The 23,180-nt window shown below is 51.9% G+C and carries 28 protein-coding genes and 2 pseudogenes; 25 read left to right on the top strand and 5 right to left on the bottom strand.

Annotation, left to right across the window (positions count from 1 at the left end; translation table 11 throughout):
- Nucleotides 1-33: 33 nt before the first annotated feature.
- From BEB42_RS03250 to BEB42_RS27160, 17 genes and pseudogenes are all read left to right on the top strand, one after another.
- Entirely contained in the window at nucleotides 34-381 is a 348-nt protein-coding gene (locus BEB42_RS03250; protein WP_000256840.1) for a head decoration protein, read from the top strand.
- Nucleotides 382-438: 57 nt separating this feature from the next.
- Entirely contained in the window at nucleotides 439-1,467 is a 1,029-nt protein-coding gene (locus tag BEB42_RS03245) for a major capsid protein (RefSeq protein ID WP_000522651.1), read from the top strand.
- Between the two features lie 51 nt (nucleotides 1,468-1,518).
- Nucleotides 1,519-1,893, top strand: coding sequence for a DNA-packaging protein FI (gene gpFI, locus BEB42_RS03240; RefSeq protein ID WP_123058294.1), 375 nt, complete (start codon nucleotides 1,519-1,521; stop codon nucleotides 1,891-1,893).
- Entirely contained in the window at nucleotides 1,886-2,239 is a 354-nt protein-coding gene (locus BEB42_RS03235; RefSeq protein ID WP_001204538.1) for a head-tail joining protein, read from the top strand. The genes gpFI and BEB42_RS03235 overlap by 8 nt, the downstream gene beginning before the upstream one ends.
- 10 nt (nucleotides 2,240-2,249) lie before the next feature.
- Nucleotides 2,250-2,828 carry a phage tail protein gene (locus BEB42_RS03230; RefSeq protein WP_000975067.1) on the top strand — a complete coding sequence of 193 codons (579 nt, stop codon included), beginning with the start codon at nucleotides 2,250-2,252 and terminating at the stop codon, nucleotides 2,826-2,828.
- Nucleotides 2,825-3,220 carry a phage minor tail U family protein gene (locus tag BEB42_RS03225; RefSeq protein WP_000683147.1) on the top strand — a complete coding sequence of 132 codons (396 nt, stop codon included), beginning with the start codon at nucleotides 2,825-2,827 and terminating at the stop codon, nucleotides 3,218-3,220. The genes BEB42_RS03230 and BEB42_RS03225 overlap by 4 nt, the downstream gene beginning before the upstream one ends.
- 7 nt (nucleotides 3,221-3,227) lie before the next feature.
- Entirely contained in the window at nucleotides 3,228-3,968 is a 741-nt protein-coding gene (locus BEB42_RS03220) for a phage tail protein (RefSeq protein ID WP_001306179.1), read from the top strand.
- A gap of 15 nt (nucleotides 3,969-3,983) precedes the next feature.
- Nucleotides 3,984-4,397: a phage tail assembly chaperone G gene (gene gpG, locus BEB42_RS03215; protein ID WP_000479202.1), complete on the top strand. Its 414-nt coding sequence runs from the start codon at nucleotides 3,984-3,986 to the stop codon at nucleotides 4,395-4,397.
- Nucleotides 4,379-4,813 (top strand): phage tail assembly protein T, encoded by a 435-nt coding sequence (locus BEB42_RS03210; RefSeq protein WP_000459448.1) that lies wholly within the window; start codon nucleotides 4,379-4,381, stop codon nucleotides 4,811-4,813. The genes gpG and BEB42_RS03210 overlap by 19 nt, the downstream gene beginning before the upstream one ends.
- A complete protein-coding gene (locus BEB42_RS03205; RefSeq protein WP_021552712.1) occupies nucleotides 4,806-7,367 on the top strand; it encodes a phage tail tape measure protein in 2,562 nt (853 codons plus the stop codon). The genes BEB42_RS03210 and BEB42_RS03205 overlap by 8 nt, the downstream gene beginning before the upstream one ends.
- A complete protein-coding gene (locus tag BEB42_RS03200; protein ID WP_000847355.1) occupies nucleotides 7,364-7,693 on the top strand; it encodes a phage tail protein in 330 nt (109 codons plus the stop codon). The genes BEB42_RS03205 and BEB42_RS03200 overlap by 4 nt, the downstream gene beginning before the upstream one ends.
- Entirely contained in the window at nucleotides 7,693-8,391 is a 699-nt protein-coding gene (locus tag BEB42_RS03195; RefSeq protein ID WP_062865224.1) for a phage minor tail protein L, read from the top strand. The genes BEB42_RS03200 and BEB42_RS03195 overlap by 1 nt, the downstream gene beginning before the upstream one ends.
- Nucleotides 8,392-8,395: 4 nt before the next feature.
- Nucleotides 8,396-9,139, top strand: coding sequence for a C40 family peptidase (locus BEB42_RS03190; protein ID WP_102778334.1), 744 nt, complete (start codon nucleotides 8,396-8,398; stop codon nucleotides 9,137-9,139).
- Nucleotides 9,136-9,708, top strand: coding sequence for a tail assembly protein (locus tag BEB42_RS03185; RefSeq protein WP_001306183.1), 573 nt, complete (start codon nucleotides 9,136-9,138; stop codon nucleotides 9,706-9,708). The genes BEB42_RS03190 and BEB42_RS03185 overlap by 4 nt, the downstream gene beginning before the upstream one ends.
- Before the next feature lie 60 nt (nucleotides 9,709-9,768).
- On the top strand, nucleotides 9,769-13,248 hold the full coding sequence (gene gpJ, locus BEB42_RS03180) for a phage attachment tail tip protein J (RefSeq protein WP_105267160.1): 3,480 nt from the start codon (nucleotides 9,769-9,771) through the stop codon (nucleotides 13,246-13,248).
- A 67-nt stretch (nucleotides 13,249-13,315) separates the two neighbouring features.
- Nucleotides 13,316-13,915, top strand: coding sequence for an Ail/Lom family outer membrane beta-barrel protein (locus BEB42_RS03175; protein WP_001228249.1), 600 nt, complete (start codon nucleotides 13,316-13,318; stop codon nucleotides 13,913-13,915).
- 64 nt (nucleotides 13,916-13,979) lie between these two features.
- Nucleotides 13,980-14,346: pseudogene (locus BEB42_RS27160) on the top strand (prophage tail fiber N-terminal domain-containing protein); the annotation flags it as partial.
- Here BEB42_RS27160 and BEB42_RS27155 read toward each other — a convergent pair.
- Nucleotides 14,345-14,785 carry a hypothetical protein gene (locus tag BEB42_RS27155; protein ID WP_011076512.1) on the bottom strand — a complete coding sequence of 147 codons (441 nt, stop codon included), beginning with the start codon at nucleotides 14,783-14,785 and terminating at the stop codon, nucleotides 14,345-14,347. The pseudogene BEB42_RS27160 and the gene BEB42_RS27155 sit on opposite strands and share 2 nt — an antisense overlap.
- On the opposite strand from BEB42_RS27155, the gene BEB42_RS27150 reads away from it, so the two are divergent.
- From BEB42_RS27150 to BEB42_RS03150, 6 genes and pseudogenes are all read left to right on the top strand, one after another.
- Nucleotides 14,779-15,108 carry a hypothetical protein gene (locus tag BEB42_RS27150; RefSeq protein ID WP_015674605.1) on the top strand — a complete coding sequence of 110 codons (330 nt, stop codon included), beginning with the start codon at nucleotides 14,779-14,781 and terminating at the stop codon, nucleotides 15,106-15,108. The genes BEB42_RS27155 and BEB42_RS27150 overlap by 7 nt on opposite strands.
- Complete coding sequence (locus BEB42_RS27145) at nucleotides 15,105-16,379, top strand: phage head spike fiber domain-containing protein (protein ID WP_374704714.1); 1,275 nt, start codon at nucleotides 15,105-15,107, stop codon at nucleotides 16,377-16,379. Before BEB42_RS27150 ends, BEB42_RS27145 begins: the two co-directional genes overlap by 4 nt.
- On the top strand, nucleotides 16,376-16,657 hold the full coding sequence (locus BEB42_RS03165) for a hypothetical protein (RefSeq protein WP_000654158.1): 282 nt from the start codon (nucleotides 16,376-16,378) through the stop codon (nucleotides 16,655-16,657). Before BEB42_RS27145 ends, BEB42_RS03165 begins: the two co-directional genes overlap by 4 nt.
- 9 nt (nucleotides 16,658-16,666) lie before the next feature.
- The gene (locus BEB42_RS03160) at nucleotides 16,667-17,707 is read left to right on the top strand and encodes a tail fiber domain-containing protein (protein WP_001306186.1); all 1,041 of its coding nucleotides are present in this window, start codon (nucleotides 16,667-16,669) and stop codon (nucleotides 17,705-17,707) included.
- A gap of 42 nt (nucleotides 17,708-17,749) precedes the next feature.
- Nucleotides 17,750-18,043, top strand: coding sequence for a hypothetical protein (locus BEB42_RS03155; RefSeq protein ID WP_001306187.1), 294 nt, complete (start codon nucleotides 17,750-17,752; stop codon nucleotides 18,041-18,043).
- 19 nt (nucleotides 18,044-18,062) lie between these two features.
- Nucleotides 18,063-18,173, top strand: a pseudogene (locus tag BEB42_RS03150) (tail fiber assembly protein); the annotation flags it as partial.
- Nucleotides 18,174-18,270: 97 nt separating this feature from the next.
- Here the strand turns inward: BEB42_RS03150 and BEB42_RS03145 are convergent.
- The 4 genes from BEB42_RS03145 to BEB42_RS03135 form a co-directional block, all read right to left on the bottom strand.
- Nucleotides 18,271-18,861, bottom strand: coding sequence for a recombinase family protein (locus tag BEB42_RS03145; RefSeq protein ID WP_000086527.1), 591 nt, complete (start codon nucleotides 18,859-18,861; stop codon nucleotides 18,271-18,273).
- 374 nt (nucleotides 18,862-19,235) lie between these two features.
- Nucleotides 19,236-19,469 (bottom strand): cold shock protein YdfK, encoded by a 234-nt coding sequence (gene ydfK / locus BEB42_RS03140; RefSeq protein ID WP_000836769.1) that lies wholly within the window; start codon nucleotides 19,467-19,469, stop codon nucleotides 19,236-19,238.
- A gap of 68 nt (nucleotides 19,470-19,537) precedes the next feature.
- Nucleotides 19,538-19,651 carry a YnaM/YnfT family protein gene (locus BEB42_RS26150; protein ID WP_001372053.1) on the bottom strand — a complete coding sequence of 38 codons (114 nt, stop codon included), beginning with the start codon at nucleotides 19,649-19,651 and terminating at the stop codon, nucleotides 19,538-19,540.
- 426 nt (nucleotides 19,652-20,077) lie between these two features.
- Complete coding sequence (locus BEB42_RS03135; protein ID WP_001217539.1) at nucleotides 20,078-20,326, bottom strand: DinI-like family protein; 249 nt, start codon at nucleotides 20,324-20,326, stop codon at nucleotides 20,078-20,080.
- 219 nt (nucleotides 20,327-20,545) lie between these two features.
- Here BEB42_RS03135 and prfC point away from each other — a divergent pair, with 219 nt between their 5' ends.
- Both prfC and osmY read left to right on the top strand, forming a co-directional pair.
- Entirely contained in the window at nucleotides 20,546-22,132 is a 1,587-nt protein-coding gene (gene prfC, locus BEB42_RS03130) for a peptide chain release factor 3 (RefSeq protein WP_000202561.1), read from the top strand.
- 392 nt (nucleotides 22,133-22,524) lie between these two features.
- Nucleotides 22,525-23,130 (top strand): molecular chaperone OsmY, encoded by a 606-nt coding sequence (gene osmY, locus BEB42_RS03125; protein WP_001295410.1) that lies wholly within the window; start codon nucleotides 22,525-22,527, stop codon nucleotides 23,128-23,130.
- Nucleotides 23,131-23,180 lie beyond the last annotated feature (50 nt).

The raw sequence follows: 23,180 nt of genomic DNA, 5'->3' as shown, positions 1-23,180 counted from the left end.
CAGTGCTGACCATCAATAGGAGGTTTTTACAATATGGTGACGAAAACCATCACTGAACAGCGTGCGGAAGTACGTATTTTTGCCGGTAATGATCCGGCTCATACCGCCACAGGCAGCAGCGGGATTTCCTCGCCAACACCGGCACTGACGCCCCTGATGCTGGATGAAGCCACCGGGAAACTGGTGGTCTGGGACGGACAGAAAGCCGGTAGTGCGGTTGGCATACTGGTACTGCCGCTTGAAGGCACAGAGACGGCGCTGACGTATTACAAGTCGGGAACCTTTGCGACGGAGGCAATCCACTGGCCTGAAAGTGTGGATGAACACAAAAAGGCCAACGCCTTTGCCGGCAGTGCCCTGAGTCACGCGGCGCTGCCGTAACACGTTATCAGGCCACCGCGGTGGCCTGACTGATTTCTGAATGAAAGGAACTGATTTATGGGATTGTTTACGACCCGCCAGTTACTCGGTTATACCGAACAAAAAGTTAAATTTCGTGCGCTGTTTCTGGAGCTGTTTTTCCGCCGTACGGTGAATTTCCATACCGAAGAGGTGATGCTGGACAAAATTACCGGAAAAACGCCGGTGGCGGCCTATGTCTCCCCGGTTGTTGAAGGAAAAGTGCTGCGTCATCGTGGTGGTGAAACCCGCGTGTTGCGTCCGGGCTACGTCAAGCCGAAACACGAATTTAATTACCAGCAGGCGGTTGAGCGCCTTCCTGGTGAAGATCCATCTCAACTGAATGATCCGGCTTACCGCCGTCTGCGTATCATTACCGATAACCTCAAACAGGAAGAGCACGCGATTGTCCAGGTGGAAGAAATGCAGGCGGTAAATGCTGTGTTGTATGGCAAATACACCATGGAAGGAGACCAGTTCGAGAAAATTGAGGTCGATTTTGGCAGGTCGACGAAGAATAACATCACTCAGGGTAGTGGTAAGGAGTGGTCAAAACAGGATCGTGACACGTTCGATCCTACACATGATATTGACCTCTACTGCGACCAGGCCAGCGGTCTTGTGAATATTGCCATTATGGACGGTACCGTCTGGCGTCTGCTGAATGGTTTTAAGCTGTTCCGCGAAAAACTGGATACCCGTCGCGGTTCAAATTCTCAACTCGAAACGGCAGTGAAAGATCTGGGCGCAGTGGTGTCCTTCAAGGGGTATTACGGCGATCTGGCCATTGTGGTGGCGAAAACGTCTTATATAGCAGAAGACGGTATCGAAAAACGTTATCTTCCAGATGGCATGCTGGTTCTGGGGAATACTGCTGCAGATGGGATCCGTTGTTACGGTGCCATTCAGGATGCGCAGGCGTTGTCCGAAGGTGTGGTGGCCTCTTCCCGTTATCCGAAACACTGGCTGACGGTAGGGGATCCCGCCCGTGAATTTACCATGACGCAGTCCGCGCCGCTGATGGTGTTGCCGGACCCGGATGAGTTTGTGGTGGTACAGGTGAAATAATCCGTGAGCGGGGGCGAAATGCCCCCGTGTCTTTTTTCACAGGGGGCTGATATGGCAACGAAAGAGCAAAATCTGAAACGGCTTGATGAACTGGCCCTGATTCTGGGGCGTGAGCCGGATATATCCGGGAGTGCCGCAGAGATAGCGCAGCGGGTGGCGGAATGGGAAGAGGAAATGCAGTCATCCGGCGATGATGTACAGGTTATGAATATGGATATCCGGGAGCGTGAAACCGCGGCTCATGATGTTCGTGAGGAAACATCCGGCGCGTTAACGCGCATCAGAGTTCTGACCTGCCTCCATCTCTGTGGCATTGATGGTGAAACGGGGGAATCCGTTGAGCTTGCGGATGTTGGTCGGGTGATTCTGATTATGTCCTCAGATGCAAAAACACACGTTGATGGCGGAATGGCTGTTTATGCGTGATTTTCAGAATGCCTTTGATGCCGCCCTTGCCGGGGTGGACAGTACGATTGTTGAAGTGATGGGCATCAGTGCGCAGTTCACCTCCGGTGCACAGCGTGGCGGCGAGGTTCATGGCGTTTTTGACGATCCGGAGTCGCTGGGTTTTGCCAGTAGTGGGATCCGTATTGAAGGAAGCAACCCGTCATTATTTGTGCTTACGGATACGGTTTGTGCTGTACGGCGTGGTGACACGCTGACCATTAACGGCGAGATATTCTGGGTGGATCGTGTTTCTCCGGATGACGGAGGGAGTTGTTATCTCTGGCTCAACCGGGGGCAACCACCTGCCGTTAACCGTCGCCGCTGAAAGGGGATGTATGGCCATAAAAGGTCTTGAGCAGGCCGTTGAAAACCTCAGTCGTATCAGCAAAACGGCGGTGCCGGGTGCCGCCGCAATGGCCATTAACCGCGTTGCTTCATCCGCGATATCGCAGTCGGCGTCACAGGTTGCCCGTGAGACAAAGGTACGCCGGAAACTGGTAAAGGAAAGGGCCAGGCTGAAAAGGGCCACGGTCAAAAATCCGCAGGCCAGAATCAAAGTTAACCGGGGGGATTTGCCCGTAATCAAGCTGGGTAATGCGCGGGTTGTCCTGTCCCGACGCAGGCGTCGTAAAAAGGGGCAGCGTTCAGCCCTGAAAGGTGGCGGCAGTGTGCTTGTGGTGGGAAACCGTCGTATTCCCGGCGCGTTTATTCAGCAACTGAAAAATGGCCGCTGGCATGTCATGCAGCGTGTGGCGGGGAAAAACCGTTACCCCATTGATGTGGTGAAAATCCCGATGGCGGTGCCGCTTACCACGGCGTTTAAACAGAATATTGAGCGGATACGGCGTGAGCGTCTTCCGAAAGAGCTGGGCTATGCGCTGCAGCATCAACTGAGGATGGTAATAAAGCGATGAAACATACTGAACTCCGAGCAGCCGTACTGGATGCACTGGAGAAGCATGACACCGGGGCGACGCTTTTTGATGGTCGCCCCGCTGTTTTTGATGAGGAAGATTTTCCGGCAATTGCCGTTTATCTCACCAGCGCTGAATACACGGGCGAAGAGCTGGACAGCGATACCTGGCAGGCGGAGCTGCATATTGAAGTTTTCCTGCCTGCTCAGGTGCCGGATTCAGAGCTGGATTCGTGGATGGAGTCCCGGATTTATCCGGTGATGAGCGATATCCCGGCACTGTCAGATTTGATCACCAGTATGGTGGCCAGTGGCTATGACTACCGACGCGACGATGATGCGGGCCTGTGGAGTTCAGCCGATCTGACTTATGTCATTACCTATGAAATGTGAGGACGATATGCCTGTACCAAATCCTACAATGCCGGTGAAAGGTGCCGGGACCACACTGTGGGTTTATAAGGGGAACGGTGACCCTTATGCGAACCCGCTTTCAGACGTTGACTGGTCGCGTCTGGCAAAAGTTAAAGACCTGACACCCGGCGAACTGACCGCTGAGTCCTATGACGACAGCTATCTCGATGATGAAGATGCGGACTGGACTGCGACCGGGCAGGGGCAGAAATCAGCCGGAGATACCAGCTTCACGCTGGCGTGGATGCCCGGAGAGCAGGGGCAGCAGGCGCTGCTGGCGTGGTTTAATGAAGGTGATACCCGTGCCTATAAAATCCGCTTCCCGAACGGCACGGTCGATGTGTTCCGTGGCTGGGTCAGCAGTATCGGTAAAGCGGTGACGGCGAAGGAAGTGATCACCCGCACGGTGAAGGTCACCAATGTTGGACGCCCGTCGATGGCTGAAGATCGCAGTACGGTGACGGCAGCAACCGGCATGACGGTAACGCCAGCCAGTGCTTCCGTAGTGAAAGGGCAGAGCACCACGCTGACCGTGGCATTCCAGCCGGAAGGTGTAACCGACAAGAGCTTCCGTGCGGTGTCTGCGGATAAAACAAAAGCCACCGTGTCGGTCAGTGGTATGACCATCACCGTGAACGGCGTTGCTGCAGGCAAGGTCAACATTCCGGTTGTATCCGGTAATGGTGAGTTTGCTGCGGTTGCAGAAATCACCGTCACCGCCAGTTAATCCGGAGAGTCAGCGATGTTCCTGAAAACCGAATCATTTGAATATAACGGCGTGACCGTCACGCTTTCTGAACTGTCAGCCCTGCAGCGTATTGAGCATCTCGCCCTGATGAAACAGCAGGCAGAATCCGACAGTAACCGGAAGTTTACTGTGGAAGACGTCATCAGAACCGGCGCTTTTGTGGTGGCGATGTCTCTGTGGCATAACCATCCGAAGAAGACGCAGATGCCGTCCATGAATGAAGCCGTTAAACAGATTGAGCAGGAAGTGCTTACCACCTGGCCCACAGAGGCAATTTCTCATGCTGAAAACGTGGTGTACCGGCTGTCCGGTATGTATGAGTTTGTGGTGAATAATGCCCCTGAACAGGCAGAGGACGCCGGGCCTGCAGAGCCTGTTTCTGCGGGAAAGTGTTCGACGGTGAGCTGAGTTTTGCCCTGAAACTGGCGCGTGAGATGGGGCGACCCGACTGGCGCGCCATGCTTGCCGGGATGTCATCCACGGAGTATGCCGACTGGCACCGTTTTTACAGTACCCATTATTTTCATGATGTTCTGCTGGATATGCACTTTTCCGGGCTGACGTACACCGTGCTCAGCCTGTTTTTCAGCGATCCGGATATGCATCCGCTGGATTTCAGTCTGCTGAACCGGTGTGAGGCTGACGAAGAGCCTGAAGATGATGTGCTGATGCAGAAAGCGGCAGGGCTTGCCGGAGGCGTCCGCTTTGGTCCGGACGGGAATAAAGTTATCCCCGCTTCCCCGGATGTGGCGGACATGACGGAGGATGACGTAATGCTGATGACAGTATCAGAAGGGATCGCAGGAGGAGTCCGGTATGGCTGAACCGGTAGGCGATCTGGTCGTTGATTTAAGTCTGGATGCGGCCAGATTTGACGAGCAGATGGCCAGAGTCAGGCGTCATTTTTCCGGTACGGAAAGTGATGCGAAAAAAACAGCGGCAGTCGTTGAACAGTCGATGAACCGGCAGGCGCTGGCTGCACAGAAAGCGGGGATTTCCGTCGGACAGTATAAAGCCGCCATGCGTATGCTGCCTGCACAGTTCACCGACGTGGCCACGCAGCTTGCAGGCGGGCAAAGCCCGTGGCTGATCCTGCTGCAACAGGGTGGTCAGGTTAAGGACTCCTTCGGCGGGATGATCCCCATGTTCCGGGGGCTTGCCGGTGCGATCACCCTGCCGATGGTCGGGGCCACCTCGCTGGCGGTGGCGACCGGTGCGCTGGCGTATGCCTGGTATCAGGGTAACTCAACCCTGTCCGATTTCAACAAAACGCTGGTCCTTTCCGGTAATCAGTCGGGTCTGACGGCAGATCGTATGCTGGTCCTGTCCAGAGCCGGGCAGGCGGCAGGGCTGACGTTTAACCAGACCAGCGAGTCACTCAGTGCACTGGTTAAGGCGGGGGTAAGCGGTGAGGCTCAGATTGCGTCCATCAGCCAGAGTGTGGCGCGTTTCTCTTCTGCATCCGGCGTGGAGGTGGACAAGGTCGCTGAAGCCTTCGGGAAGCTGACCACTGACCCGACGTCGGGGCTGACGGCGATGGCGCGCCAGTTCCATAACGTGACGGCGGAGCAGATTGCGTATGTTGCTCAGTTGCAGCGTTCCGGCGATGAGGCCGGGGCATTGCAGGCGGCGAACGAGGCAGCAACGAAAGGGTTTGATGACCAGACCCGACGCCTGAAAGAGAACATGGGCACGCTGGAAACCTGGGCAGACAGGACAGCACGGGCATTCAAATCCATGTGGGATGCGGTGCTGGATATTGGTCGTCCTGATACCGCTCAGGAGATGCTGATTAAGGCAGAGGCTGCGTTTAAGAAAGCGGACGACATCTGGAATCTGCGCAAGGATGATTATTTTGTTAACGATGAAGCGCGGGCGCGTTACTGGGATGATCGTGAAAAGGCCCGTCTTGCGCTTGAAGCCGCCCGAAAGAAGGCTGAACAGCAGAGTCAACAGGACAAAAATGCGCAGCAGCAGAGCGATACCGAAGCATCACGGCTGAAATATACCGAAGAGGCGCAGAAGGCTTACGAACGGCTGCAGACACCGCTGGAGAAATATACCGCCCGTCAGGAAGAACTGAACAAGGCACTGAAAGACGGGAAAATCCTGCAGGCAGATTACAACACGCTGATGGCGGCGGCGAAAAAGGATTATGAAGCGACGCTGAAAAAGCCGAAACAGTCCGGCGTGAAGGTGTCTGCGGGCGATCGTCAGGAAGACAGTGCTCATGCTGCCCTGCTGACGCTTCAGGCAGAACTCCGGACGCTGGAGAAGCATGCCGGAGCGAATGAGAAAATCAGCCAGCAGCGCCGGGATTTGTGGAAGGCGGAAAATCAGTTCGCGGTACTGGAGGAGGCGGCACAACGTCGCCAGCTGTCTGCACAGGAGAAATCCCTGCTGGCGCATAAAGATGAGACGCTGGAGTACAAACGCCAGCTGGCTGCACTTGGCGACAAGGTTACGTATCAGGAGCGCCTGAACGCGCTGGCGCAGCAGGCGGATAAATTCGCACAGCAGCAACGGGCAAAACGGGCCGCCATTGATGCGAAAAGCCGGGGGCTGACTGACCGGCAGGCAGAACGGGAAGCCACAGAACAGCGCCTGAAGGAACAGTATGGCGATAATCCTCTGGCGCTGAATAACGTCATGTCAGAGCAGAAAAAGACCTGGGCGGCTGAAGACCTGCTTCGCGGGAACTGGATGGCAGGCCTCAGGTCCGGCTGGAGCGAGTGGAAAGAGAGTGCCACGGACAGTATGTCGCAGGTTAAAAGTGCAGCCACGCAGACCTTTGATGGTATTGCGCAGAATATGGCGGCGATGCTGACCGGCAGTGAGCAGAACTGGCGCAGCTTCACCCGTTCCGTGCTGTCCATGATGACAGAAATTCTGCTTAAGCAGGCAATGGTGGGGATCGTCGGGAGTGTGGGCAGTGTCATTGGCGGTGCTGTCGGTGGTGACGCATCAGCGTCAGGCGGTACAGCCATTCAGGCAGCTGCGGCGAAATTCCATTTTGCGACCGGGGGATTTACGGGAACCGGCGGCAAATATGAGCCTGCGGGGATTGTTCACCGTGGTGAATTTGTCTTCACGAAGGAGGCAACCAGCCGGATTGGCGTGGGGAATCTCTACCGGCTGATGCGCGGCTATGCCACCGGTGGTTATGTCGGTACACCGGGCAGCATGGCGGACAGCCGGTCGCAGGCGTCCGGGACGTTTGAGCAGAATAACCATGTGGTGATTAACAACGACGGCACGAACGGTCAGATAGGGCCACAGGCGCTGAAGGCTGTTTATGACGTAGCCCGTAAGGCGGCAATGGATGTTGTGACCGGGCAGATGCGCGATGGTGGTCTGTTCTCCGGAGGTGGACGATGAAAACCTTCCGCTGGAAAGTGAAACCCGGTATGGATGTGGCTTCGGCCCCTTCCGTAAGAAAGGTGCGCTTTGGTGATGGCTATTCCCAGCGAGCGCCTGCCGGGCTGAACACTGACCTGAAAACGTACAGCGTGACGCTTTCTGTTCCCCGTTGGGAGGCCGCGGCGCTGGAGTCGTTTCTGGCTGAGCACGGGGGCTGGAAGGCCTTTCTGTGGACGCCGCCTTATGGCTACCGGCAGATAAAGGTGACCTGCGCAAAATGGTCGTCGCGGGTCAGTATGTTGCGTGTTGAGTTCAGCGCAGAGTTTGAACAGGTGGTGAACTGATGCAGGATATCCAACAGGAAACACTGAATGAATGCACCCGTGCGGAGCAGTCGGCCAGCGTGGTGCTCTGGGAAATCGACCTGACAGAGGTCGGTGGAGAACGTTATTTTTTCTGTAATGAGCAGAACGAAAAAGGTGAGCCGGTCACCTGGCAGGGGCGACAGTATCAGCCGTATCCCATTCAGGGGAGTGGTTTTGAACTGAATGGCAAAGGCACCAGTACGCGCCCCACGCTGACGGTTTCTAACCTGTACGGTATGGTCACCGGGATGGCGGAAGACCTGCAGAGTCTGGTCGGCGGAACGGTGGTCAGGCGTAAGGTTTATGCCCGTTTTCTGGATGCGGTGAACTTCGTCAACGGAAACAGCGACGCCGATCCGGAGCAGGAGGTGATCAGCCGCTGGCGCATCGAGCAGTGCAGCGAACTGAGCGCGGTCAGTGCCTCTTTTGTACTGTCCACGCCGACGGAAACGGATGGTGCCGTTTTTCCGGGGCGCATCATGCTGGCCAACACCTGCACCTGGACCTATCGCGGTGATGAGTGCGGTTATCACGGTCCGGCTGTCGCTGATGAATATGACCAGCCGACGTCCGATATCACGAAGGATAAATGCAGCAAATGCCTGAGTGGCTGTAAGTTTCGCAATAACGTCGGCAACTTTGGCGGCTTCCTTTCCATTAACAAACTTTCGCAGTAATCCCATGACAGAGACAGAATCAGCGATTCTGGCGCACGCCCGGCGATGTGCGCCAGCGGAGTCGTGCGGCTTCGTGGTGAGAACGCCGGAGGGGGAAAGATATTTTCCCTGCGTGAATATCTCCGGTGAGCCGGAGGATTATTTCCGGATGGCTCCGGAGGACTGGCTGCAGGCAGAGATGCAGGGTGAGATTGTGGCACTGGTCCACAGCCATCCCGGTGGTCTGCCCTGGCTGAGTGAGGCTGACCGGCGGCTGCAGGTGCAGAGTGATTTGCCGTGGTGGCTGGTCTGCCGGGGGGCGATTCACAAGTTCCGCTGTGTGCCGCATCTCACCGGGCGGCGCTTTGAGCACGGGGTGACGGACTGTTACACGCTGTTCCGGGATGCTTATCATCTGGCGGGGATTGAGATGCCGGATTTTCATCGCGGGGATGACTGGTGGCGTCACGGTCAGAATCTCTATCTGGATAATCTGGAGGCCACAGGGCTGTATCAGGTGCCGTTGTCATCAGCACAACCGGGCGATGTGCTGCTGTGCTGTTTTGGTTCATCGGTGCCGAATCATGCCGCCATTTACTGTGGTGACGGCGAGCTGCTGCACCATATTCCTGAACAACTGAGCAAACGAGAGAGGTATACCGACAAATGGCAGCGACGCACACACTCCCTCTGGCGTCACCGGGAATGGCACGCATCTGCCTTTACGGGGATTTGCAACGATTTGGCCGCCGCATCGACCTTCGTGTGAAAACGGGGGCTGAAGCCATCCGCGCACTGGCCACACAGCTCCCGGCGTTTCGTCAGAAACTGAGCGACGGCTGGTATCAGGTACGGATTGCCGGGCGGGACGTCAGCACGTCCGGATTAACGGCGCAGTTACATGAGACTCTGCCTGATGGCGCTGTGATTCATATTGTTCCCAGAGTCGCCGGGGCCAAGTCAGGTGGTGTATTCCAGATTGTCCTGGGAGCAGCCGCCATTGCCGGATCATTCTTTACCGCCGGAGCCACCCTTGCAGCATGGGGGGCAGCCATTGGTGCCGGTGGTATGACCGGCATTTTGTTTTCTCTCGGTGCCAGTATGGTGCTCGGTGGTGTGGCTCAGATGCTGGCACCGAAAGCCAGAACTCCCCGCACACAGACAACGGATAACGGTAAGCAGAACACCTATTTCTCCTCACTGGATAACATGGTTGCCCAGGGGAATGTTCTGCCCGTTCTGTACGGTGAAATGCGCGTGGGGTCACGCGTGATTTCTCAGGAGATCAGCACGGCAGACGAAGGGGATGGTGGTCAGGTTGTGGTGATTGGTCGCTGATGCAAAATGTTTTATGTGAAACCGCCTCCGGGCGGTTTTATCGTTTATGGATCATGACGAATGGGTAAAGGCAGCAGTAAGGGGCATACCCCGCGCGAAGCGAAGGACAACCTGAAATCATCCCAGATGCTGAGCGTGATAGACGCCATCAGTGAAGGGCCGGTTGAAGGTCCGGTGGACGGATTAAAAAGTGTGCTGCTGAACAGTACGCCAGTGCTGGACAGTGAGGGGAATACCAATATCTCCGGTGTCACGGTGGTGTTCCGGGCAGGTGAGCAGGAGCAGACACCGCCGGAGGGATTTGAATCCTCCGGCTCCGAGACGGTGCTGGGTACGGAAGTGAAGTACGACACGCCGATTACCCGGACCATCACGTCTGCAAACATCGACCGTCTGCGCTTTACCTTCGGTGTGCAGGCACTGGTGGAAACCACCTCAAAGGGGGACCGGAATCTGTCGGAAGTTCGCCTGCTGGTTCAGATACAGCGTAATGGTGGCTGGGTGACGGAAAAAGACATCACCATTAAGGGCAAAACCACCTCACAGTATCTGGCCTCGGTGGTGGTGGATAACCTGCCGCCGCGCCCGTTTAATATCCGGATGCGCAGAATGACGCCGGACAGCACCACAGACCAGCTGCAGAACAAAACGCTCTGGTCGTCATACACCGAAATCATCGATGTGAAACAGTGCTACCCGAACACGGCACTGGTCGGCGTGCAGGTGGATTCGGAGCAGTTCGGCAGCCAGCAGGTGAGCCGTAATTATCATCTTCGCGGGCGCATTCTGCAGGTGCCGTCGAACTATAACCCGCAGACGCGGCAATACAGCGGTATCTGGGACGGAACGTTTAAGCCAGCATACAGCAACAACATGGCCTGGTGTCTGTGGGATATGCTGACCCATCCGCGCTACGGCATGGGGAAACGTCTTGGTGCGGCAGATGTGGATAAATGGGCGCTGTATGTCATCGGCCAGTATTGCGACCAGTCGGTGCCGGATGGTTTTGGCGGCACGGAGCCGCGCATCACCTGTAATGCGTACCTGGCCACACAGCGCAAGGCGTGGGATGTGCTCAGTGATTTTTGCTCGGCGATGCGCTGTATGCCGGTATGGAACGGGCAGACGCTGACATTCGTGCAGGACCGACCGTCGGATAAGGTGTGGACCTATAACCGCAGTAATGTGGTGATGCCGGATGATGGCGCGCCGTTCCGCTACAGCTTCAGCGCCCTGAAGGACCGCCATAATGCCGTTGAGGTGAACTGGATTGACCCGAACAACGGCTGGGAGACGGCGACAGAGCTTGTGGAGGACACGCAGGCCATTGCCCGTTACGGTCGTAACGTCACGAAGATGGATGCCTTTGGCTGTACCAGCCGGGGGCAGGCACACCGCGCCGGGCTGTGGCTGATTAAAACGGAACTGCTGGAAACGCAGACCGTGGATTTCAGCGTCGGCGCAGAAGGGCTTCGCCATGTACCGGGCGATGTTATTGAAATCTGTGATGATGACTATGCCGGTATCAGCACCGGTGGTCGTGTACTGGCGGTGAACAGCCAGACCCGGACGCTGACGCTCGACCGTGAAATCACGCTGCCATCCTCCGGTACCACGCTGATAAGCCTGGTTGACGGAAGTGGCAATCCGGTCAGCGTGGAGGTTCAGTCCGTCACCGACGGCGTGAAGGTAAAAGTGAGCCGTGTTCCTGACAGTGTTGCTGAATACAGCGTATGGGGGCTGAAGCTGCCGACGCTGCGCCAGCGCCTGTTCCGCTGCGTGAGTATCCGTGAGAACGACGATGGCACGTATGCCATCACCGCCGTGCAGCATGTACCGGAGAAAGAAGCCATCGTGGATAACGGGGCGCACTTTGACGGTGACCAGAGCGGCACGGTGAATGGTGTCACGCCGCCAGCGGTGCAGCACCTGACTGCCGAAGTCACCGCAGACAGCGGGGAGTATCAGGTACTGGCCCGCTGGGACACGCCGAAGGTGGTGAAGGGCGTGAGCTTCCTGCTTCGCCTGACCGTGGCAGCGGACGACGGCAGTGAGCGGCTGGTCAGCACGGCCAGGACGACGGAAACCACATACCGCTTCAGGCAACTGGCGCTGGGGCGTTACACGCTGACGGTCCGGGCGGTAAATGCGTGGGGACAGCAGGGCGATCCGGCATCGGTATCGTTCCGGATTGCCGCACCGGCAGCGCCGTCGCGGATTGAGCTGACGCCGGGCTATTTTCAGATAACCGCCACGCCCCATCTTGCCGTTTATGATCCGACGGTACAGTTTGAGTTCTGGTTCTCGGAAAAGCGGATTGCGGATATCAGGCAGGTTGAAACCACAGCCCGCTATCTTGGCACGGCGCTGTACTGGATAGCTGCCAGTATCAATATCAAACCGGGCCATGATTATTATTTTTACATCCGCAGTGTGAACACCGTTGGCAAATCGGCATTTGTGGAGGCTGTTGGCCAGCCGAGTGATGATGCATCCGGCTATCTGGATTTTTTCAAAGGCGAGATAGGGAAAAGCCATCTGGCTCAGGAGCTGTGGACGCAGATTGATAACGGTCAGCTTGCGCCTGACCTGGCTGAAATCAGGACGTCCATTACGGATGTCAGCAATGAAATCACGCAGACCGTCAATAAGAAACTGGAAGACCAGAGTGCGGCAATTCAGCAGATACAGAAGGTTCAGGTTGATACAAATAATAACCTGAACAGCATGTGGGCTGTGAAGCTGCAGCAGATGCAGGACGGACGCCTTTATATCGCGGGTATTGGTGCCGGTATTGAGAACACCCCTGACGGCATGCAGAGTCAGGTGCTGCTGGCGGCGGACAGGATTGCGATGGTTAATCCTGCGAATGGCAACACAAAGCCGATGTTTGTTGGTCAGGGCGATCAGATATTTATGAATGAAGTGTTCCTGAAATATCTGACGGCTCCCACCATTACCAGCGGCGGTAATCCTCCGGCATTTTCCCTGACACCGGACGGGCGGCTGACGGCGAAAAATGCCGATATCAGCGGTAACGTGAATGCGAACTCCGGGACGCTCAACAACGTCACGATTAACGAGAACTGCCGGGTTCTGGGAAAACTGTCCGCGAACCAGATTGAAGGCGATCTCGTTAAAACAGTGGGCAAAGCTTTCCCCCGGGACTCCCGTGCACCGGAACGGTGGCCATCAGGGACCATTACCGTCAGGATTTATGACGATCAGCCGTTTGACCGGCAGATTGTTATTCCGGCGGTGGCATTCAGCGGCGCTAAACATGAGAGAGAGCATACTGATATTTACTCCTCATGCCGTCTGATAGTGCGGAAAAACGGTGCTGAAATTTATAACCGTACCGCGCTGGATAATACGCTGATTTACAGTGGCGTTATTGATATGCCTGCCGGTCACGGTCACATGACGCTGGAGTTTTCGGTGTCAGCATGGCTGGTAAATGACTGGTATCCCACAGCAAGTATCAGCGATTTGCTGGTTGTGGTGATGAAGAAAGCCACCGCAGGCATCAGTATCAGCTGAATTTTATAACCCCAATACGGGCGTCAGAAATGACGCCTTTTTTATTGCAGAAAAGCGAGAGGTAATTATGCGTAAATTATGTGCTGTTATTCTGTCCGCAGTAGTCTGGCTGGTTGCCGCTGGTACGCCAGCGAGCGCAGCAGAGCATCAGTCCACACTAAGCGCCGGGTATCTTCAGACCCATACTGATATGCCAGGCAGTGATGACCTGAAGGGCATTAACGTGAAATACCGTTATGAATTTACGGACACGCTGGGGCTGGTGACGTCATTCAGTTATGCCAATGCCAAAGATGAGCAAAAAACGCATTACAGCGATACCCGCTGGCATGAAGATTCCGTGCGTAACCGCTGGTTCAGCATGATGGCGGGGCCATCTGTACGCGTGAATGAATGGTTCAGTGCTTATGCGATGGCGGGTATGGCTTACAGCCGTGTGTCGACCTTCTCCGGGGATTATCTCCGCGTAACTGACAACAAGGGGAAAACGCACGATGTGCTGACCGGAAGTGATGACGGTCGCCACAGCAACACGTCTCTGGCGTGGGGGGCTGGCGTGCAGTTTAACCCGACCGAATCCGTGGCCATTGACCTTGCTTATGAAGGTTCCGGCAGTGGTGACTGGCGCACTGACGGTTTCATCGTGGGTGTCGGTTATAAATTCTGATTAGCCAGGTAACACAGTGTTATGACAGCCCGCCGGTTCAGGCGGGCTTTTTTGTGGAGTGGATATGGCAGCAGTAAAAATCTCAGGTGTGCTGAAAGATGGTGCGGGAAAACCAATACAGAACTGCACTATTCAACTGAAGGCAAAGCGTAACAGCACCACGGTACTGGTGAACACGGTGGCCTCTGAAAATCCGGATGAAGCCGGGCGTTACAGCATGGATGTTGAGTATGGCCAGTACAGCGTTATCCTGCTTGTTGAAGGTTTTCCGCCTTCACATGCCGGAACCATTACCGTCTATGAAGGTTCCAGACCAGGTACGCTGAATGATTTTCTCGGTGCCATGACGGAAGATGATGTCATGCCGGAGGCATTGCGTCGTTTTGAGGAAATGGTGGAAGAAGCGGCACGCAACGCCGAAGCCGCCTCTCAGAGCGCAGCGGCGGCAAAGAAATCCGAAACTGCAGCGGCATCATCGAAGAACGCGGCGAAAACCTCAGAAACGAATGCAGCTAATAGTGCACAGGCGGCAGCGACCTCACAGACTGCATCAGAAAACTCCGCGACAGCAGCCAAAAAATCAGAAACCAACGCGAAAAATAGCGAGACAGCCGCAAAGACGAGCGAAACCAACGCAAAGTCCAGCCAGACGGCAGCGAAGACCAGCGAAACGAATGCCAAAGCCAGTGAAACTGCGGCAAAAAACAGCCAGGTTGCAGCAGCCCAAAGCGAGAGCGCGGCAGCCGGTTCTGCGACTTCAGCAACTGGATCAGCAACTGCTGCGGCTAACAGCCAGAAAGCTGCGAAGACGAGTGAAACTAACGCAAAGTCCAGCCAGACGGCAGCGAAGACCAGCGAAACGAATGCCAAAGCCAGTGAAACTGCGGCGAAAAACAGTCAGGATGCAGCAGCCCAAAGCGAGAGTGCCGCAGCTGGTTCTGCAAGTGCGGCGGCTTCTTCTGCCTCTGCATCAGCCAACAGTCAAAAAGCTGCAAAAACCAGTGAAACCAACGCAAAGGCGAGCGAGACTGCGGCGGCTAACTCAGCGAAAGCATCGGCAGCAAGCCAGACGGCTGCAAAAGCAAGTGAAGACGCAGCCAGAGAGTATGCAAGCCAGGCTGCGGAGCCGTATAAACAAGTTTTGCAGCCGCTTCCCGATGTGTGGATACCGTTTAACGATTCACTGGATATGATTACGGGCTTTTCGCCGTCATATAAAAAGATTGTTATTGGTGATGATGAAATAACGATGCCTGGCGATAAGGTTGTAAAGTTTAAACGCGCATCAACTGCCACATATATCAATAAATCAGGCGTATTTAGTGTTGCTAAAATTGATGAGCCACGATTTGAAAAAGAAGGTTTATTGATTGAAGGACAGCGCACTAACTATTTTGTTAAATCCAATATCCCCGCTGAATGGACGAGTACCAGCAATATCGATAAAACTAATAATGGTGTTGATGAATTTGGTTTTTCATATGCCAAAATGCGAACAAAAGATAATATGACAGGACAATCATCTGCACTTAGTCTGCATACATGCAGTGCATCCCGGGGGATTGATGTTAGTGGCGATAATAAGTATTGCACTGTTTCATGCAGGGTTAAAGCTCCTGATGGTCTTCGTTGTCGTTTGCGTTTTGAAAAATACGATGGGTCGGTTTATACATTTTTAGGAGATGCTTATTTAACTTTCGGAACTCTGATAATAGAAAAAACTGGCGGAGCAGCCAATAGAATAGCAGCTACTGCAACTAAAGATCCGGTTACAGGGTGGATTTTCTATGAGGCAACTATAGAAGCTGTTGAAGGTGAAACCTTAATTGGCGCAATGATTCAGTATGCGCCGAAAAAAGGTGGTGTAACTGAAGCGGGAGATTATATTTACCTTGCAACACCACAATTTGAAAACGGCGGATGTGCTTCATCTTTTGTTATTACGACAACTGTACCCGCAACCCGCTCCAGTGATATGGTGACGATCCCAACTGAAAATAATATCTATAATAGACCGTTTACGTGCCTGGTCGAGGTTAATAGAAATTGGGGCGATATTCCTCCTAATGTAGCACCGCGTATTTTTGATTTTTCTGGTGTGCCACCTATTGAGTCAATTACATACGCTTTTAACACAACTGAGAAATATTACGGTCAGCTTTATATGCAAACTTATAAAGCGTCGACAAGTACTTACGTTTCTAGTGTGTTTGCTGGTCGAACTGATGTTCGAAAATTCATTGGTGGTTTTAATATTTATTCTGATGGTACTAAACGAGTAGTTTCTAACGGTGAGGCTACTAAAACCATGAAAACGGAGTGGACGGGCGTAAAAACACGGACCTTTATTCGAATTGGAGGTCAAGCCACATCGGGAACTCGTCATCTATTCGGCCATTTGAGAAATCTTCGTCTCTGGCATAAAGAATTAACTGATGCGCAAATGGGGGAGAGTATTAAATGAAAGATTTAACGCTCAAATTTGCAGACAGGGCCGACTTTTCGGCCTTTATGGAGAGTATTGGCTATTATGATGACGAGTCGATGCAGGGTGATATTCTTATTGACGTGATAGGTAACGTGTACAAAGAAACCGGAGAACTGACTGAAGATGGCGAACCGGTATGTGTTAAGGAGGACGGATATTTTGTAAACGTGCGCATCATTAATGATGCAAAAAAATCGTCAATATTCGATAAATACGCGATTGTTGTTGAGCATCAACTTCGTGGCTGGATGTGAGGGAGACAAATGGCTACATCGACAGTAATTCCTGATGACATCAAAACGCTAAAATCCGACGTTAGCAAATTAAAAAACGATCAAGGAAGCTACGCAACAAAATTATATGTAGACAGCAAAGATGAAATCGTTGGTGACTGGTCTGCTTCATGGTATCAGCAGGTATTGCCAACTAGCGGAGCTATATTTGGGAGAAAACTCCGCTCAACTCACAGGACGGCAGGTGTTGAGGATGCGTATTGCGAACTATACCTCAAAAAATGGATAGACAGTCCAGGTAACGCAATGGCGCGCCTTAACCTGAACGATAACGGGACAAACATTTGCTGGGACTTTACCAACCTTTATGGCGGTACGATGATTTTTCCCGGTGACAGCGGATACCTCAAAATGGGTAACTGCCTTATGTCATACAGCAAGCGTGGAAGTAACGCGCTTATTAAATTTGATTACACCGACACATTACAGATCAAATATGCCAATCATGGGTCAACCATGACATTAAACACACAGGGAACCGCTTATGCTGGTGTTACTGCTCAATTGTGGGGCAACTCCAGCCGTCCTGTTGTTTATGAAGTCGGTGTTGATGGTGGCGCTTATATGTTCTATGCGCAAAAAAATACCGATAACACCTATATGTTAAGCGTTAATGGTGCATGTCATGCCACCGCATTTAACCAGCATTCCGACCGGGATCTGAAAGACAACATTCAGGTGATCGATAATGCAACCGACCGCATCCGTAAAATGAACGGCTATACATACACGCTTAAAGAAAACGGTATGCCCTATGCTGGTGTCATTGCACAGGAAGCTCTGGAAGCAATCCCAGAAGTTGTAGGTTCCGCAATGAAATATCAGGACGGTGCAAGCGGATCGGAAGGTGAAGAAGGTGAACGTTATTACACAGTAGATTATTCTGGTGTTACTGGCTTGCTTGTTCAGGTAGCCAGAGAGTCAGACGACAGAATAACAGCACTGGAAGAAGAAAACGCAGAATTAAGACAAAGATTATCTGCAATTGAGGCGGCGCTTGCGTCTAAATAATATCAAGGGGCCGAGCGCCCCGTTTTATTGGGTAGGATGAAAATGGATATAACACCTTTCCTTCATGCGCTTTGTGCTGTGGCTGCGCAGCTACTGGTTGGTCTTTTTACCGGGAACTGGGCTTACGGGGCGATAGCCGGTTGTACGTTCTTCATTGCGCGTGAACACACCCAGGCGGAATATCGCTGGATTGAAATGTTTGGGCATGGCAAGAGGATTAACATGCCGTGGTGGGGCGGTTTTGATCCGCGCGTGTGGGATGTGGCAAGCCTGATGGATTTTGCTGTGCCGGTGGTGGCGTGTCTGCTGGTCTGGCTGTTGGTTAATCGTGGGTGAAAAAAGGTGAGCTGTATATGCAACGGAGGAAGAAACCCCGTTGCTGGAAGCCTGGAAAAAGTATCGGGTGTTGCTGAACCGTGTTGATACGTCAACTGCACAGGATATTGAATGGCCAGCACTGCCGTAGGGTAAAACATATAAATTCTATAATTAGATGTATCTTTCCATTTACGGCAAGGAAGGGGGCTTGGAAGACGTAAAGCATCTCACACCGAGATTATTTTTTATATGTCAGGTGTCTGAAGTTTTGCTTTGGCTCTTAAAATGGTTTGCCGCGAGGTTTTGAATTCCCGGGCAATGGCACTTATACTTACACCTGACTTAATTCGTTCGAATACCACCTGTTTCTGTTCTTCATTTAACACAGGTGGTCGACCAAAACGTTTCCCTGCGCCCCGGGCTCTTACTATCCCGGAATGAGTGCGTTCAAGTAAAAGGTCTCGTTCAAATTCAGCGACTGCTGAAATTACTTGCATCATCATTTTTCCTGTTGGACTGGTCAGGTCAATGCCCCCCAATGCTAAGCAATGCACTCTGATACCTGTTTCGGTCAGTTGTTCCACTGTTTTCCTGATATCCATTGCATTACAACCAAGGCGATCCAGTTTTGTCACAATCAATTGATCACCACATTTCAGGCGAGCAAGCAACCGGTTAAAACCAGGACGCTCACTGGTTGCTGCTGAGCCGCTAATGTGTTCTTCGATTATTTGCTGAGGTTTGATTTTAAAACCTGCACTTTCGATTTCCCGGCGTTGATTTTCGGTGGTCTGATCCAGAGTTGATATCCGACAGTAAGCAAAAATTCGAGACATAGTGAGACTCTATACGAAATTGGTGTACATATCATAATGCATATCCAAAAATTATTTCGCTTATTATTGTACATATTTGTATGTATACGTTCGAAAATAAACGAATTCGGATGCAGTCCCGTAATTTTGGTGTAACCCAAAATCGATTTTTTGAAAAATGGCTTTAACTCGGTTTGTTTTTCGAAATCCGGGCGGACTCGAGGAAGACGAATAATAGTGTTGTATGTTATTTTAACCAGATTTCAAGTTGTTTGGTCGTGGAAAAGTGGAGCAAAATGTTGTTAAAGTGGAAAAATGGTAAAAAAGTAGGTTGTTGAGGAATAACGTAGTTGTTGATATTTTTTAATGCATTAAAAAATTATTTTTCAGGGGGGTTACACTTTACCATTTAAATTTTGGTTGTCTTTAAGAACTGATATCGCTGTTTGTAATAATTCTTTGTTATCCAGCCATGACTTTTTCTTTATGTTTCCTTCAATGTAATCAAGCAATGTTCTGGTATTGATAGGTCTTCCCTGTTTTGCTACTTCCACGACAGCATCTCCCAGGATAATTCTGACTTCAGGAAGCTGCGCAGGGAACCACTTTAGGGTGTCTTTTGATTTCATGAAGATATTCCTTAAAATATTATTGGTTTTCATTGCAATATTGTATGTCTGATTAAGGATATGTTGACTTATACATCGGTTTTGTCCGGGTTATTGGATATGCCAATCCCTAATTTTATTAGAGCATGACCAAAAATGCTGAATATGATAAGTAGTGAAGTGATTATCAGTATGCTGTTCATATAACCTCGAATTAGTATGGTGTTATATATAATATAGTTGACAATTTTTATCCTGGGTGTTCTTAAAGTTCGTAGATGACCCCTGTAGTTTCAGGTATACAGGAATGCTTACAGATAGCGGCAAAAGTCAGGAGGTTAATGGCGCAAACTGAAGGGGTAACTGTGAACTAACTTAGGTAGAGACTCTACACGGATTCGGTTTAAAAGTATACATAGATAACAATTTTTATCTGAAGAAGAAAAATATTAAGGTGATATGGTCATATATACTTTAATGCGGAAGAATGAATGCGATGAGAGTGCTGTATCTAAATGGTTGAAAAACCGCAGACACGTCGTATGCAAGAACGTGCTGCGGTTGGCTGGTGAACTTCCGATAGTGCGAGTATTAAATGATTTCCAGCCGTTACCGATTTTACGTGTTAATTAGTGAACAAACCACTCGTCAGCAGACTCCCAGGTATCTTTCAGAGTTTCCTGAACAAAAGTTTTAGCTGAATCTTTATCGGCGGTGCGCGTAACAGAAAGGCCATCGTTGCTGGTGGCTTTTACGATCACCTCTACATCGTCATAACGCTTACTGATGCGTCGAGTTAATTCTTCCTTTAACGCATCCACAGCACCGTTTGGCATTTTAGTCATTTTCTCTTTGGCTATGCAGATCTCAATACGCATAAAAATCCCTCTATACTGTGTTTGTATACAGTGTTATTTTTAACTGTATGAATAAACAGTGTCAATAGAACAAAGATTGCTGCATGTACAAATGTTCTTTGGCTACAAATACACCTACTGATCATGTTCTGCTATGCTCTGATACCTCCAAAATGTACAATCAGCGGCATGAATTTTTCTTTGTACATATGATTGTACATAATCAAAGAGACAACAATTATGACAAGCCTTTTGGCCGCAGAGGTAGCGAAAAGAAGAACCTTTGCAATTATTTCTCACCCGGACGCCGGTAAAACGACCATCACCGAGAAGGTGCTGCTGTTCGGACAGGCCATTCAGACCGCCGGTACAGTAAAAGGCCGTGGTTCCAACCAGCACGCTAAGTCGGACTGGATGGAGATGGAAAAGCAGCGTGGGATCTCCATTACCACGTCTGTGATGCAGTTTCCGTATCACGACTGCCTGGTTAACCTGCTCGACACCCCCGGGCACGAAGACTTCTCGGAAGATACCTATCGTACCCTGACGGCGGTGGACTGCTGCCTGATGGTTATCGACGCCGCAAAAGGTGTTGAAGATCGTACCCGTAAGCTGATGGAAGTTACCCGTCTGCGCGATACGCCGATCCTCACCTTTATGAACAAACTTGACCGTGATATCCGCGATCCGATGGAGCTGCTCGATGAAGTTGAGAACGAGCTGAAAATCGGCTGTGCGCCGATCACCTGGCCGATTGGCTGCGGCAAGCTGTTTAAAGGTGTTTACCACCTTTATAAAGACGAAACCTATCTCTATCAGAGCGGTAAAGGCCACACCATTCAGGAAGTCCGCATTGTTAAAGGGCTGAATAATCCGGATCTCGATGCTGCGGTTGGTGAAGATCTGGCACAGCAGCTGCGTGACGAACTGGAACTGGTGAAAGGCGCGTCTAACGAGTTCGACAAAGAATTGTTCCTTGCGGGCGAAATCACTCCAGTGTTCTTTGGTACTGCGCTGGGTAACTTCGGCGTCGATCATATGCTGGATGGCCTGGTAGAGTGGGCACCTGCGCCGATGCCGCGTCAGACTGATACCCGTATCGTAGAGGCGAGCGAAGATAAATTTACCGGCTTCGTATTTAAAATTCAGGCCAACATGGACCCGAAACACCGCGACCGCGTGGCGTTTATGCGTGTGGTATCTGGTAAATATGAAAAAGGTATGAAGCTGCGCCAGGTGCGCACCGCGAAAGATGTGGTGATCTCCGACGCGCTGACCTTTATGGCGGGCGACCGTTCGCATGTTGAAGAAGCGTATCCGGGCGACATCCTTGGTCTGCACAACCACGGCACTATTCAGATCGGCGACACCTTTACCCAGGGTGAGATGATGAAGTTCACCGGTATCCCGAACTTTGCGCCGGAACTGTTCCGTCGTATCCGCCTGAAAGATCCGCTGAAGCAAAAACAGCTGCTCAAAGGGCTGGTACAGCTTTCCGAAGAGGGCGCGGTGCAGGTGTTCCGTCCGATCTCCAACAACGACCTGATCGTTGGTGCGGTTGGTGTGCTGCAGTTTGATGTGGTGGTAGCGCGCCTGAAGAGCGAATACAACGTTGAAGCAGTGTATGAGTCAGTCAACGTTGCCACTGCACGCTGGGTAGAATGTGCGGACGCGAAGAAATTCGAAGAGTTCAAGCGTAAGAACGAAAGCCAACTGGCGCTTGATGGCGGCGATAACCTCGCTTACATCGCTACCAGCATGGTCAACCTGCGCCTGGCGCAGGAACGTTATCCGGACGTTCAGTTCCACCAGACTCGCGAGCATTAATTCTTGCCTCCAGGGCGCGGTAGCCGCTGCGCCCTGTCAATTTCCCTTCCTTATTAGCCGCTTACGGAATGTTCTTAAAACATTCACTTTTGCTTATGTTTTCGCTGATATCCCGAGCGGTTTCAAAATTGTGATCTATATTTAACAAAGTAATGACATTTCTGACGGCGTTAAATACCGTTCAATGCGTAGATATCAGTATCTAAAGCCGTCGATTGTCATTCTACCGATATTAATAACTGATTCAGAGGCTGTAATGGTCGTTATTCATCACCCATCGATTTTGTGATGGAGACCGTTGACTTCTGTAGAGGGTGAAGTCTCTCCCTATTCAGCAATGCAACCTCGTGTTGCCAGGCTCAAATTACGAGCAAACATACAGGAATAAATCGATGACTATGACAAGACTGAAGATTTCGAAAACTCTGCTGGCTGTAATGTTGACCTCTGCCGTCGCGACCGGCTCTGCCTACGCAGAAAACAACGCGCAGACAACCAATGAAAGCGCAGGGCAAAAAGTCGATAGCTCTATGAATAAAGTCGGTAATTTCATGGATGACAGCGCTATCACCGCGAAAGTGAAGGCGGCCCTGGTGGATCATGACAACATCAAGAGCACCGATATCTCTGTCAAAACCGATCAAAAAGTCGTGACCCTGAGCGGTTTCGTTGAAAGCCAGGCCCAGGCCGAAGAGGCAGTGAAAGTGGCGAAAGGCGTTGAAGGCGTGACCTCTGTCAGCGACAAACTGCACGTTCGCGACGCTAAAGAAGGCTCTGTGAAGGGCTACGCGGGTGACACCGCCACCACCAGTGAAATCAAAGCTAAGCTGCTGGCGGACGATATCGTCCCTTCACGTAAAGTGAAAGTTGAAACAACCGATGGCGTGGTTCAGCTCTCCGGTACCGTAGATTCTCAGGCACAAAGTGACCGTGCTGAAAGTATCGCCAAAGCGGTAGATGGTGTGAAAAGCGTTAAAAATGATCTGAAAACTAAGTAATTCGTCGTAATTCGTCCTCCCGAACTTTGTCGGGAGGCGCGATGTGCACC

The organism is Escherichia sp. MOD1-EC5990 (assembly GCF_002965285.1).
Taxonomy (GTDB): Bacteria; Pseudomonadota; Gammaproteobacteria; order Enterobacterales; family Enterobacteriaceae; genus Escherichia; species Escherichia coli_F.
This window is presented reverse-complemented; position numbering and strand designations above follow the sequence as displayed.

Excerpts from the sequence above, each read along its gene's own strand:
- BEB42_RS03250 (WP_000256840.1), top strand. The coding sequence starts at position 34 with ATGGTGACGAAAACCATCACTGAACAGCGTGCGGAAGTACGTATTTTT.
- BEB42_RS03245 (WP_000522651.1), top strand. The coding sequence starts at position 439 with ATGGGATTGTTTACGACCCGCCAGTTACTCGGTTATACCGAACAAAAA.
- gpFI (WP_123058294.1), top strand. The coding sequence starts at position 1,519 with ATGGCAACGAAAGAGCAAAATCTGAAACGGCTTGATGAACTGGCCCTG.
- BEB42_RS03235 (WP_001204538.1), top strand. The coding sequence starts at position 1,886 with ATGCGTGATTTTCAGAATGCCTTTGATGCCGCCCTTGCCGGGGTGGAC.
- BEB42_RS03230 (WP_000975067.1), top strand. The coding sequence starts at position 2,250 with ATGGCCATAAAAGGTCTTGAGCAGGCCGTTGAAAACCTCAGTCGTATC.
- BEB42_RS03225 (WP_000683147.1), top strand. The coding sequence starts at position 2,825 with ATGAAACATACTGAACTCCGAGCAGCCGTACTGGATGCACTGGAGAAG.
- BEB42_RS03220 (WP_001306179.1), top strand. The coding sequence starts at position 3,228 with ATGCCTGTACCAAATCCTACAATGCCGGTGAAAGGTGCCGGGACCACA.
- gpG (WP_000479202.1), top strand. The coding sequence starts at position 3,984 with ATGTTCCTGAAAACCGAATCATTTGAATATAACGGCGTGACCGTCACG.
- BEB42_RS03205 (WP_021552712.1), top strand. The coding sequence starts at position 4,806 with ATGGCTGAACCGGTAGGCGATCTGGTCGTTGATTTAAGTCTGGATGCG.
- BEB42_RS03200 (WP_000847355.1), top strand. The coding sequence starts at position 7,364 with ATGAAAACCTTCCGCTGGAAAGTGAAACCCGGTATGGATGTGGCTTCG.
- BEB42_RS03195 (WP_062865224.1), top strand. The coding sequence starts at position 7,693 with ATGCAGGATATCCAACAGGAAACACTGAATGAATGCACCCGTGCGGAG.
- BEB42_RS03190 (WP_102778334.1), top strand. The coding sequence starts at position 8,396 with ATGACAGAGACAGAATCAGCGATTCTGGCGCACGCCCGGCGATGTGCG.
- gpJ (WP_105267160.1), top strand. The coding sequence starts at position 9,769 with ATGGGTAAAGGCAGCAGTAAGGGGCATACCCCGCGCGAAGCGAAGGAC.
- BEB42_RS03175 (WP_001228249.1), top strand. The coding sequence starts at position 13,316 with ATGCGTAAATTATGTGCTGTTATTCTGTCCGCAGTAGTCTGGCTGGTT.
- BEB42_RS27150 (WP_015674605.1), top strand. The coding sequence starts at position 14,779 with ATGCCAAAGCCAGTGAAACTGCGGCGAAAAACAGTCAGGATGCAGCAG.
- BEB42_RS27145 (WP_374704714.1), top strand. The coding sequence starts at position 15,105 with ATGATTACGGGCTTTTCGCCGTCATATAAAAAGATTGTTATTGGTGAT.
- BEB42_RS03165 (WP_000654158.1), top strand. The coding sequence starts at position 16,376 with ATGAAAGATTTAACGCTCAAATTTGCAGACAGGGCCGACTTTTCGGCC.
- BEB42_RS03160 (WP_001306186.1), top strand. The coding sequence starts at position 16,667 with ATGGCTACATCGACAGTAATTCCTGATGACATCAAAACGCTAAAATCC.
- BEB42_RS03155 (WP_001306187.1), top strand. The coding sequence starts at position 17,750 with ATGGATATAACACCTTTCCTTCATGCGCTTTGTGCTGTGGCTGCGCAG.
- BEB42_RS03145 (WP_000086527.1), bottom strand. The coding sequence starts at position 18,861 with ATGTCTCGAATTTTTGCTTACTGTCGGATATCAACTCTGGATCAGACC.
- ydfK (WP_000836769.1), bottom strand. The coding sequence starts at position 19,469 with ATGAAATCAAAAGACACCCTAAAGTGGTTCCCTGCGCAGCTTCCTGAA.
- BEB42_RS26150 (WP_001372053.1), bottom strand. The coding sequence starts at position 19,651 with ATGAACAGCATACTGATAATCACTTCACTACTTATCATATTCAGCATT.
- BEB42_RS03135 (WP_001217539.1), bottom strand. The coding sequence starts at position 20,326 with ATGCGTATTGAGATCTGCATAGCCAAAGAGAAAATGACTAAAATGCCA.
- prfC (WP_000202561.1), top strand. The coding sequence starts at position 20,546 with ATGACAAGCCTTTTGGCCGCAGAGGTAGCGAAAAGAAGAACCTTTGCA.
- osmY (WP_001295410.1), top strand. The coding sequence starts at position 22,525 with ATGACTATGACAAGACTGAAGATTTCGAAAACTCTGCTGGCTGTAATG.